The sequence below is a fragment of the Pseudomonadota bacterium genome, assembly GCA_034660915.1.
Taxonomy (GTDB): domain Bacteria; phylum Desulfobacterota; class Anaeroferrophillalia; order Anaeroferrophillales; family Anaeroferrophillaceae; genus DQWO01.
Genome location: JAYEKE010000130.1, coordinates 1473 through 12139, shown reverse-complemented (window position 1 = coordinate 12139; position 10667 = coordinate 1473). Strand labels below are relative to the sequence as shown.

8 protein-coding genes are annotated in these 10667 nt (G+C 46.2%); 3 read left to right on the top strand and 5 right to left on the bottom strand.

Annotation, left to right across the window (positions count from 1 at the left end; translation table 11 throughout):
• Positions 1 to 1872: sugar phosphorylase (locus U9P07_08215; GenBank protein MEA2109385.1), on the bottom strand; the 1872-nt coding region annotated here is incomplete at its 3' end.
• 222 nt (positions 1873 to 2094) lie between these two features.
• Here U9P07_08215 and U9P07_08210 point away from each other — a divergent pair.
• The 3 genes from U9P07_08210 to nudC all read left to right on the top strand — a co-directional run bounded on the left by U9P07_08210 (position 2095) and on the right by nudC (position 7462).
• The gene (locus U9P07_08210) at positions 2095 to 3381 is read left to right on the top strand and encodes a class I SAM-dependent RNA methyltransferase (protein ID MEA2109384.1); all 1287 of its coding nucleotides are present in this window, start codon (positions 2095 to 2097) and stop codon (positions 3379 to 3381) included.
• A gap of 171 nt (positions 3382 to 3552) precedes the next feature.
• The gene (locus U9P07_08205; GenBank protein MEA2109383.1) at positions 3553 to 6555 is read left to right on the top strand and encodes an NAD-glutamate dehydrogenase; all 3003 of its coding nucleotides are present in this window, start codon (positions 3553 to 3555) and stop codon (positions 6553 to 6555) included.
• A gap of 1 nt (position 6556) precedes the next feature.
• Positions 6557 to 7462, top strand: coding sequence for an NAD(+) diphosphatase (nudC, locus tag U9P07_08200; protein MEA2109382.1), 906 nt, complete (start codon positions 6557 to 6559; stop codon positions 7460 to 7462).
• 202 nt (positions 7463 to 7664) lie between these two features.
• Here nudC and U9P07_08195 read toward each other — a convergent pair whose 3' ends face one another.
• The 4 genes from U9P07_08195 to U9P07_08180 form a co-directional block, all read right to left on the bottom strand.
• Entirely contained in the window at positions 7665 to 7895 is a 231-nt protein-coding gene (locus U9P07_08195) for an RNA-binding S4 domain-containing protein (GenBank protein MEA2109381.1), read from the bottom strand.
• A 74-nt stretch (positions 7896 to 7969) separates the two neighbouring features.
• The gene (locus tag U9P07_08190; protein MEA2109380.1) at positions 7970 to 8932 is read right to left on the bottom strand and encodes a DUF4198 domain-containing protein; all 963 of its coding nucleotides are present in this window, start codon (positions 8930 to 8932) and stop codon (positions 7970 to 7972) included.
• 53 nt (positions 8933 to 8985) lie between these two features.
• Positions 8986 to 9477, bottom strand: coding sequence for a GNAT family N-acetyltransferase (locus U9P07_08185; protein MEA2109379.1), 492 nt, complete (start codon positions 9475 to 9477; stop codon positions 8986 to 8988).
• A 333-nt stretch (positions 9478 to 9810) separates the two neighbouring features.
• On the bottom strand, positions 9811 to 10455 hold the full coding sequence (locus U9P07_08180; GenBank protein MEA2109378.1) for a flavodoxin family protein: 645 nt from the start codon (positions 10453 to 10455) through the stop codon (positions 9811 to 9813).
• Between the last annotated feature and the right edge of the window lie 212 nt (positions 10456 to 10667).

Below are 10667 nucleotides of genomic sequence, written 5' to 3'. Positions count from 1 at the left end.
ACAAGACTCCAGCCACATGACATCATAGGGCATCATGGTGATGGAAAGCTCTCCGTCTTCCGCCAGCCACTCCATGCCGCTGACAATATCATACCAGTGGTTTTCCACGATACACACATCTTCCAGTTTTAAGCGGGTACAGTCAATTTCCAGGTGACATGCTTTGTTGGCTACATTGATCAGCGCCAGGATGAATTGATCTCCCTCGGGAGCCAGCCGCAGGACGGAAAAGACTGTCGGTGCCAGTGATAGGATTTGCTGCTTTCCGCCGGGATGAAAAGCCCGTTTGCGCCCCCGGATGGTAATCAAGCGTCCCAGTTCCCGACTGATGCGGGAAATTTTTGATAAAGGGTCCTGCAGGGCTTCAGTTATCAGCTTTCCATCAATAACCCTTCGGTTGATATCCCGTTTTGAATCGGTTTTCAGCACCGATTCCACATCATTTTTGCTGCCGATCAGGCTGTGTAAATAGATTCCCGGGACCCCGGGAAGCACCAGGGCTATGCAGCGGGAAGCCACAAACCGTTTTACCTGAAAAGCCAGATCTCCATGATCTTCTTCATCATGGCTCAAAGCACTGAACCAGGTAATATTGGCTTCATAGGGTTCTTCCTGGCCATTACTCCCGGTTTTATAGGAAATAAATCCGCCGTGATCCAGGGTTTTTTTGACAATATTATCGAGTTCTTCCCAGTTGAGGATATTTTTTACCGCCATCAGGCCAATGCCATCATGGGAATCAAGGAAATTAAAAAAAGTGGTGGTTGGTGAATTCGTATCAAGCCCCGAGGCCCAACGGGAAAGAGCTGTGGCGTCTTCGGCGTAAAAGGTATGCAATACCAGCGGTGGCAGGGCAAAATTGTAGACCATCTGGGCTTCGTCATGGCCATTGCCGAAATAGGAGATATTTTCCTCATGGGGAACGTTAGTTTCGGTGATCAGGGCTACCCGCGGGGCCACAGCATCGAGGATGTCTCGGAATAACTTAACAATTTCATGTGTTTCTTCCAGGTGGACGCACCGGGTACCGGGTTCCGCCCACAGGAAGGTGACGGCGTCCAGCCGAATGATGGAAGCCCCATGGCAGACATACAGGAGCAGAACTTCAAGCACCCGCATCAGTACGTCAGGGTTTTTATAATTCAGGTCAATCTGGTCAGCGGAAAATGTCGCCCAGACATAGGCTGGGCCATTGATAGTCGCAAATTTTACCAGGATATCCGAAGTTCGGGGGCGAAAAATCAGGTGACGCTGTTCTTCGGTCAAGTCATCCGGGGAGTCAAAGGTGATGAAAAAGTTTTTATAATAGGGGTTCCCATTAAGAAATTCCTGGAACCAGCGGCTTTTGGCGGAAATATGGTTGATGACGCCGTCAAACATCAGCCGATAATGTTGGCCCAGTTCCCTGATGTCGTTCCAGGTTCCCAACTTTGGGTCGACAGTATTGAAATCAATAATGGAAAATCCCCGATCCGATGAATAGGGAAAAAATGGCAGGATATGTACCGTGTTGATAGTTCCTTCAAGATACGTTTCACAAAAATTTTTCAGGGTGGTCAACGGTGAAGGTTCTTCACCCTGAAGCAGGTCCCCGTAGGTTATCAGGATCACATCTTTTTCCGTAAACCGGTTTGCGGGGTTATAGTTGGCTTCCTCTTCAATCATATCAAGAGGTTTATGGGCGTAATAAACCTGTAATATTCTTTCCAGCTCCGGCAAGTAGCGTTCCGCGGTTTCCTCATTATAGATGAATGTCAGTCGTTTCCGGAGTTTTTCCTGGACCGCGTCAGAATAATGATATAGGGGCCTGGTGTAATCAGGCTCATGATCATGTATTACCTGAATATGGCTGTTATTGCCGTCTGCAGACATGGTTTTTCCCCTCCGCGTTTTTTAACAAGAAAATAACCTGTAAGCTGTTAATAGTTTTATTTTCGGCAGGAATCAGCAGAAATAAAGCAGGTTTATTTCTGTTCAGTCAGTGCCGGTAGTCACACATTTAAGCATAATTTCTTTTCTGTTCAAGCTTTACGCAGAATCAGCGAAAAAAGGTAAATATCCGAAAGTAGTTCTGGAAGGGAAAAATCGTTAATTATGCCGGCTGCCGTCAGTGATATTGTCACCTTGAAGATTGAAAAGCTGGTAAACGGCGGCGATGGTCTTGGTCACCTGGACCAGTTGGCAGTTTTTGTCCCCCGGACGGCACCTCAAGATGTAGTTAAAGTTCGGATTACCCGCCGGAAAAAGAATTTTGCCCGGGCTGAACTGCTGGAGATTGTCTCCCCTTCATCCTCTCGAGTTACTCCTTCCTGCCCTTTTTTCCTTAATGGTTGTGGTGGCTGCCAATGGCTGCACCTGGATTACGCCGCCCAGCTGGAGATTAAAACTGCCCTGGTTGCTGAAAGCATTCGCCATGCTTTAAAAAGTAATTTGGTGGATATCCCGGGCATCCTTCCCATGTCCAATCCTGTCCATTATCGCAATAAAGCAACCGTTAAGTGTACTCTCGCGGGAAGCAAAACCCTGGAACTCGGTTTTTTTGCCCGGCAATCTCACCAGGTGGTTGATATTTTTGCCCAGCCCAAGGGCGAGTGTCTGGCGCTTAGTCGGGGGAATAACAGATTTTTAAGCGAGTGCGTCATTGCCCTGCGGGATCATTTTTCCTGGCTGCGGCAGCGAAAGGTGACCTCCATTGCGGTGCGCAGTGCTCATTCTGCGGACAGCGGCCAGCCAGTCCGGATCAGTACCGATCTGCCGGGGTTTATCTTTGCCGGCCGGAAAAAGATTGTTGATCTGGTGGCTGAGCAGGTGATTATCCATTGTGGCGGGCGGGATTTTCAGGTTACCGGGAACTCTTTTTTCCAGACCAATACCCGCCAGACTGAAATATTGCTCAAGGTGATTGAAAAGTTTTTGCTGTTTGATCCGCCGGGGAAAGTGCTGCTTGATTTATTCAGTGGCGTCGGGCTTTTTTCTCTTTCACTCTCTGACTTTTTTGACCGGGTTTATGGGGTTGAATCATCTGCTGGCGCGATCAGGGATGCCCGTTTCAATGCTGAAGCTCAAGGGATTGATAATGTTTCCTGGATTGCCGGCCGGGCAGAAGATGAATTTGCTTCCCTGGCAGCAACCTTGCCTCGGCTTGATACGGTCATTATTGATCCCCCTCGGCAGGGGTGTGACCGGAGGCTGTTAAACCAGCTGGTTTCCAGCCGGACGCAAAAAATTATTTATGTCTCCTGTGACCTGGCGACGCTCTGTCGTGATCTGCAGGTCCTGGCTGCCGGAGGCTTTCAGGTTTTATCTGTCCAGCCGGTTGATATGTTTCCCCACACCTACCATATTGAATGTGTAGTATTGCTGGTGAGAAAGTCTCTTTGAATCAATCACCGGGGATAAAATCCGTTTGTTGATATTTGTGTCAAATTTTTTTCTCGCCTAAGTTGTGTGTCCGTACATGATGTGGTAAGGAACTGATTGACATGTGGAACTTAATAAATCATAGCAAAAGTGAAAAATAAAAATCCTAGGATATATTTTGGAGGTGGATTGATGGACGCCCTGTTGAAAAAACTGAAAAATGAAATGTCTCGGGAAATCAAACAGATCCTTGATGAGCGCTGTCTCCAGGGGGAGAAAAATTTTGACTGGCTCCAGGCAAATCTGAATCCCTATTTTTTTATTACCATGGCCGGCGAGCATGATGCCCTGGCCAATCTGGTCAGCGGTCTGCATACGGTGGCCCACAACCGGCGGCTGGTGGTTGCTGATCAGGAGCGTCAGCTGATCCAGGCCAGCCTCAGCCGTCCTGGCTCCCTCCATCAATCCTTCATGCAGCTGCAGGAGAAAGAGATTTCCTATGCCGAAGTATGTCATTCCTACCGTTCGATTCCCGGGACCGATAGCCCTCTGGAAATCCAGCGCTTTGAATTTGACCGAAAAACTCATCAAGAAATCGCCGCTGCCGGCCGGACACGGATTCCCCGAAAGTTCAAAGAGACAGTTACCCAGATCATGCCCCATAGCTACGCCGAATTTGCTTTCTCTGATTTCGACCGGATTTTCCGTCTCCTGTGGTTGAATAATGAAAAATATATCCGCATTTCACCGGCTGAACGGGTGGCCAGGATCATCTGGCTTTACCAGCAGGTCTGCAAGCATAATGGTCTTTATCTGGATGTGGAAAACAGTGAGGATGTCACCCGTCATCAGGAGTCGAGACTTTTGTTTGCCGTCGGGAATCCGCCGGAACATGGTTTCCTGGTCCAGATCATGGAGATTTTCAATCGTTTGGATATAGGGGTGCGGCGGGCCTATTCTTTGAATATCAGTAATGGAACCACTCCGTATTTCCTCGGGACCTTTTACATCGCCACCCGTCACGGCGAGTTGCTCATTAAGGATTCAACTCTCTATGATAATTTGAAAGCCGAGTTGTACAACAGCCAGATTCTGGCCAATACCGGGCGTATGTATAATAATTTTCTCATCAAAGGGGTGGTCACCGGTGAAGAAGCGTCACTGAGCAATGCCATGATTGCCTTCTGCCATACAAACCTTGCCCATAACCAGCCGGATCTCTATGACCTGGGGGAAATCAAGCGGGCTTTTTATCAACATCCGGAAGTCATGCTTCGTTTAGCCCAATTGTTCTTCCTCCGTTTTCAGCCGGGTGTGGATGATCGTGAATCACAATACCAGGAAGCTTATGAACAGCTGGAGTTGGAAATAAAAGGATTTAATACCGGCCATCGGCACATGGATGAATACCGGCGGGTTATCTTTTCCACCGCTCTCCTGCTCATTCATTACACGTTGAAAACCAATTTTTTTGTTCCCGAAAAGCATGCCCTGGCTTTCCGCCTCGACCCTGCTTATCTGGAAAAAATGGCGGTTGAATTTACCAGTGATCTGCCGGCCGGGAAACCGTTCAGAATAACCTATTTTTATGGTCGCTACGGAGCCGGTTACCATGTGGGTTTTTCGGATATTGCCCGCGGGGGCTGGCGAACCATTATCTGTCGGACCTCTGATGATTTCCTCACCAATGCCAGTTCCCTTTTTCGGGAGGTTTTTGTCCTCGCCCATACCCAGCATCTGAAGAATAAAGATATTTATGAAGGCGGTTCGAAAATGGGAGTGGTCCTGGATGTTTCGGATATTGATGACCGGGGTCTCATAACCCAGCGCCTCTACAAACTTCAGTATGGTTTTCTGAATGCTTTTCTGGATATCTTCATTACCGAAAACAGCCGGGTGAAACATCCGAAAATTATTGATTATTATGGTGAGGATGAGCCCATCGAGCTTGGTCCTGATGAAAATATGCACGACAGCATGATCGAACTGATAGCCCGGCAGTCAGTCAAACGTGGATATCTGCTGGGGCCGGGATTGATCTCCAGTAAAGAGGTGGGGATCAATCATAAGCAGTACGGGGTAACCTCGCTGGGGGTTACCGCATTTGCCGAAATTACTATGGAGGAACTGGGCGTTGATATGCATAGCGATTCCTTTTCGGTCAAAATTACCGGCGGTCCCAATGGTGATGTGGCTGGCAACTGCATGCGCCTGCTCCTGGAACGCTGTCCTGAAGTGATGATTAAACTGGTGGTAGCCGGTTCAGGGGCGGCTTATGATCCCCAGGGCCTGGATCATCAGGAATTGGGCCGCCTGGTGTTGAAAGCCAATATTAATGATTTTGATCCGGAACATCTTTCTCCCGGCGGCTTTATTCTTTTTCGCAAAGTAACCCGCCGGGAGGGGCTGGTGGAACTTTTTCGTAAAGTAATGCGGACGGAAAACGGGGTCGAAGAACAGTGGATCACGTCAGATGAATTTCACCGGGATTTCGACGGGCTTATTTTTTCGGTTCCGGCCGATTTATTTATCCCGGCCGGTGGCCGTCCGGAAACTATTGATGAGCAGAACTGGTCACGGCTGTTCACTGCCGATTGGAAACCCAGTTGCCGGGCGATTGTCGAAGGGGCAAATTCCTATATCACCCCGGCCGCCCGGCTGGAAATTCAGCAGCATGGGGTGGTGGTTATTAGGGATGCCGCCGCCAATAAATGCGGGGTTATTTCATCTTCCTATGAGATTATTGCCAACCTGCTGCTCAGCGAAAAGGAGTTTTTAACCCATAAGGATGCCTATGTGGCCGATGTCCTGGGCATTCTTGAACGGCGGGCCCGGGATGAAGCCCGACTGATTTTCCGCCGTTACCGGGAAGCGGCAGGGAGCATTCCTTATACGGAAATAGCCAATGGCATCAGTACGGAAATCAACGAACATTACAATGAGCTGTTCAGTTATTTTCAGTCCCATCCCGAGCTGGTTCAGCATAACCGTTTCCGGCCCGTTCTCCTGGCCCATCTGCCGGCCTTCATCAGTGAAAACCGGAAATACCGCCTGCGGTTAAAACGACTGCCACCAAAATACCGGTATGCCATGCTGGCCAGCGAGCTGGCTTCAACGATTGTCTACCAGGGTGGTTGGCAAGTGGATTTTGGCAGTTCCCTGAAAGAGTATGTGAAAAAACATTTTTCCGCTTGAGATGAGCATTATACTAAATTTTGATCGGGTGGCTGCCCGTCGCCGCGATGCCATCTGGCTGGCTGAAAAGCTGCAAGATCCGGATACCAGTTTTCTTCCCTGCTGGCGTTCGCAAAATCTCTTTGTCGGGGAAGAATCACTCCGGCCGACTTTCCTCTCAGCAGCCGATCTGGGCGATCTGCTTTTGTTGGCGGCTCCTGTCATTTTGCTGGGGATTTCTAATCAGCAAAGCTGGTTTACTCTCGAATTGCCTACCGATGATGAAATGGTCCCTGAGCGCCTTGCTCCTTTCGGTACCTTTCACAACCTCCGCCGGGTTCTGCCTCAGGTGGCCGAAGCAGATTATGCCCTGCTGGCCTATGCCCGAGCCATGACCTTCTGGCACCGGCGAAACCGTTATTGCGGTTTCTGTGGTTCGATTATGGTCAGTGGGGAAGGTGGCCATCTCCTTGCCTGCAGCAATTCTTCCTGCGGGCAGCAAAATTTCCCCCGTACCGATCCGGCGGTGATCATGCGGGTCTGCCGGGAGGAACGTTGCCTGATGGCCCGCCAGGCAAGCTGGCCGAGGGGTATGTATTCCGTTCTGGCCGGTTTCGTTGAACCGGGGGAAACTTTGGAGGCGGCGGTGAAACGTGAAGTCAGGGAGGAATCCGGCATCAGGATTCGATCAGTGGAATACTTTGCCTCCCAGCCCTGGCCTTTTCCTGCTTCCCTGATGCTGGGTTTTACCGCTGAATTTGAGTCCGGGGAGATATTTTGTGCTGATCAAGAGCTGGAAGAGGTGTGCTGGTTCAGCCGGGAAGAGGTCCGGCGGGGAATTAAGCAGGGCAGCCTGAAGTTGCCGTTTAAAGGAACCCTGTCTTATCGGCTGATCTCTGACTGGCTGGCTGGTGACGCTGGGGGATGATTTTTAAGCTTTATGGTAACTATTCAGCAAGGTTGTCTTTACCTGCAGGGGACAGATTTTATTTTTTCTTTTTCGGGGACAGAATGATTTTCACCGAACAATATCGATCTTTAATTGATTTTAGTACCATCTCAAAATGAAAAAATTTAATCTGTCTCCCGGTTTTCGTGAAAAAAATTCAGTTCCCTGCGGAATCAAGCTGCTAGCTGGCTAAAGCTGAATAGTTACGCTTTATGTAAATTTTTTCTTCCCCGAATTCTACCATATCGCCTGAAACCAGCTTTTTTCTTTTCCTGGTTTCTACCTTCCCATTTACCAAAACCTGGCCTGCGGCGATGACAAACTTCGCTTCACCGCCACTAGAAACCAGATTTTCGAACTTGAGGATTTTATAGAGCTCAATCGGCTCTACAGAAATTTCCAGCTTTCTCATTATTCCATTATCTTCATTTGCCATGAGAATGGGATGTAATCCTCTTTTCCAGGTTGTTGGGGGGCCATCTCATCCTATTTAACCACTATTGAAATAGAGGAATCATATTCAAGCCTTTTCCCCTGGATGAATTTATTGTTGTCTCCATCCACCAGAGTGAATGTCCATACACCTTCTTTTGGTGGAATAAATGAAAAACTCCCGCTGCTGTCTGTAAAAATAAAGGTATCCCCAATATCTTCCTTGATGACCCCGGCTGTGGTTGTATCAAGTTCTGTATCGCCTGATGTATAGTTCAGATATTCAATTTGTATCTTTGCGTGGGCAATTTGTCTGCCTTCGTCATTGACGGCCTCGGCTCTGAAAAGACTTCCAGCGTGCACACTGTATGGTCGAACTAATGGTATTATTTCAGGTATATTCTTGAGCACCCTCTTCGGCCAGTCAGTGGTAACTCCATAATAATTAAGACAAAGTTTCGCAATTTTCTGCCGGTAAAGATCTTCATTTTTTTTCCAGTGAGCTTCATGCTTGACAACGATGATGTAGTCACCAGGTTTAAAAAAGCCACTTTTTTTATTTACCGGGATTGTGTAGGTCTCTCTTTTCTCACCTCTCACGGTATAATAATCGGGGATGGCGACAGCATGTAAATTTCTTTCTTCTCCATCGTGAATTATAAAAATTGAATTCAATCCTTTAAGGTATTTTGAATCTTCAGCGCCTAAACGTATCCCCATAAGGTTGGTACCAGTAAAGGGATGAAAATGAAGAACCTTGACAGTTTTCTGGCCGTCTTTATTTATGTGCTGGATAAGGGTCGTGGTATGCGCTATTGCAGATATCGGGAATAACACTATCATGAAAAAAAGAGCTGTAAGATATTTCATTGTCCTACTCAAGTGAAGAGCCTGGTTCGGCTTTTTTTTATGAAGATTTCTACCAAACGCTAAATCTGTTCCGTTAGCCTTATACGCAGAGAGTGATGTGGAAAAACCTTCCGAGACCCGAGCATTTTCACGATCGTCTATAAACATACCCAATGACCTATTTATCAATAATATTGTTATGCATTTAGAAGGTTAAAATTTTACAAATCTAAATCAAAACGTTGTTCAGTAACGGTTGTTCCCCATTGTTCACCAAAACACTCATTAGTCAAGACAAACCCAAATTTCTCATAAAGATGCTTTGCAGGTGCAAGCCCCTGAAAAGTGCAAAGATACACTTTTTCATATCCAACGTCTTTGCAAAAGGAAACAGCTTGATCCATTAGATAATTTCCGGCCCCTTTCCCTTTTAATTTGTCCGACACGATAAACCAACGTAAATGAGCAATATTCTTATTTTCAGAAGTACCATCAATAGTGATTGATCCTTCGATATTGCTGTTTACAGGTAAAGACCAAATACGGTCTTTTGATTTATTATAGTCATTCATGAACTTAGAAAGTTCAATTGCCACTTTTGCTTCAAAAAACAGTCCAAAATTCCAATGTGATGCATAGAATTTTGCATGTAATTCAACAACTCTTCCTATTACACCTGGTGTATATCCAATAATGGGTTCAAAATTGTTCATAATAGTATTTGAAATGCATAATGCCCGCTGGGATTTTAACTTCATTAACAGGTTAAATTTATTACGTTTTTACAAGTCAGACAACTTTTCTTCAAGAATCTTCATGGGTTTTATAGCTGGTGGTTGATAAATCAGATAACTCTGTACAGGATATCGTGTTCCCTTTTTTTGTGTGCGTTCTAAACCGTCTAACAGCAACTCACAATCTTTGGCAGGGAGCGTGAAAAACATTTCAGATTCATTTGATTTACCTGGAATTTAAGCAACAAGGCTGAATTTCGAAAAACCGCGCTGCCCGCAGTTCTTGCAGCGCCTTGTTAACTGATGTATTTATCAAGTAATTGATTCTGCCAATTTTGTTCCTATCATCGAGGCTTTCACCAAGACGTCTGTTTTTTCTTTTACTTTTCCCTTTGAAAAAACACCAAAAACTGCAAGTTCATCTACTATTTCATAGCCAAGAGCTTCAAGGGGAAGGCGCATGGCATCAAGCGTGAATCCCATATCCTTTTTTTCTTTTTGTTCACATACCGCCACTATGACTGCTTTTCGCCCTTGATTCTTCAGTTGACTTGACCATTGACCAGGACGATTTTTATTGTCAAAGTTGTAGAAACAATACAGACGATCAATAAAGGCTTTCATTATTGCTGTAATATTGTAATTGTGTGTAGGTGATACAAGCACTAACCCTTTGGCATCAATTATTTTTGGATAAAGCAAGGACATTCCATCAGCTAATCCTGTACATATTTTGTCTTTTCTGCATTTCTCGCAACCGACACATGGCTGGAATTGAAAATCTCGTAATTGGGCAATATCATAATTTACTTTAGATTCATTTACTTCTTGTAAAACATTCGTCAAAAGCACATCTGAATTCCCACCTTTTCTAGGACTTCCACCGATACATAAGATATTAGATTTAGGTGGATTTTCGGATATATAGTTACTGTTTATTTCATTAAACGAGATCATATTATTATTTTATATTCCGAACTAATATTGGACAGTTAATGCCTGCTTCAGTTGACGTAAAAAGTGGCGTGCGGATTCCGGTGCAAGTCGGCCACCAATTCCGTTTCATTCCGGCCACCGATTCCGGTCCAAGCCGGCCACCTGAATAATTTGTCTGGCGACGCAAGATAACCAGTAGTATCTGAAACCTTTCGACAAAATACAAGGAGGTT

Bases quoted from the DNA above. Each gene is read 5' to 3' on its own strand.
- U9P07_08190 (MEA2109380.1), bottom strand. From the start codon at position 8,932: ATGTTTATAGACGATCGTGAAAATGCTCGGGTCTCGGAAGGTTTTTCC.
- nudC (MEA2109382.1), top strand. From the start codon at position 6,557: ATGAGCATTATACTAAATTTTGATCGGGTGGCTGCCCGTCGCCGCGAT.
- U9P07_08180 (MEA2109378.1), bottom strand. From the start codon at position 10,455: ATGATCTCGTTTAATGAAATAAACAGTAACTATATATCCGAAAATCCA.
- U9P07_08210 (MEA2109384.1), top strand. From the start codon at position 2,095: ATGCCGGCTGCCGTCAGTGATATTGTCACCTTGAAGATTGAAAAGCTG.
- U9P07_08185 (MEA2109379.1), bottom strand. From the start codon at position 9,477: ATGAACAATTTTGAACCCATTATTGGATATACACCAGGTGTAATAGGA.
- U9P07_08205 (MEA2109383.1), top strand. From the start codon at position 3,553: ATGGACGCCCTGTTGAAAAAACTGAAAAATGAAATGTCTCGGGAAATC.
- U9P07_08195 (MEA2109381.1), bottom strand. From the start codon at position 7,895: ATGAGAAAGCTGGAAATTTCTGTAGAGCCGATTGAGCTCTATAAAATC.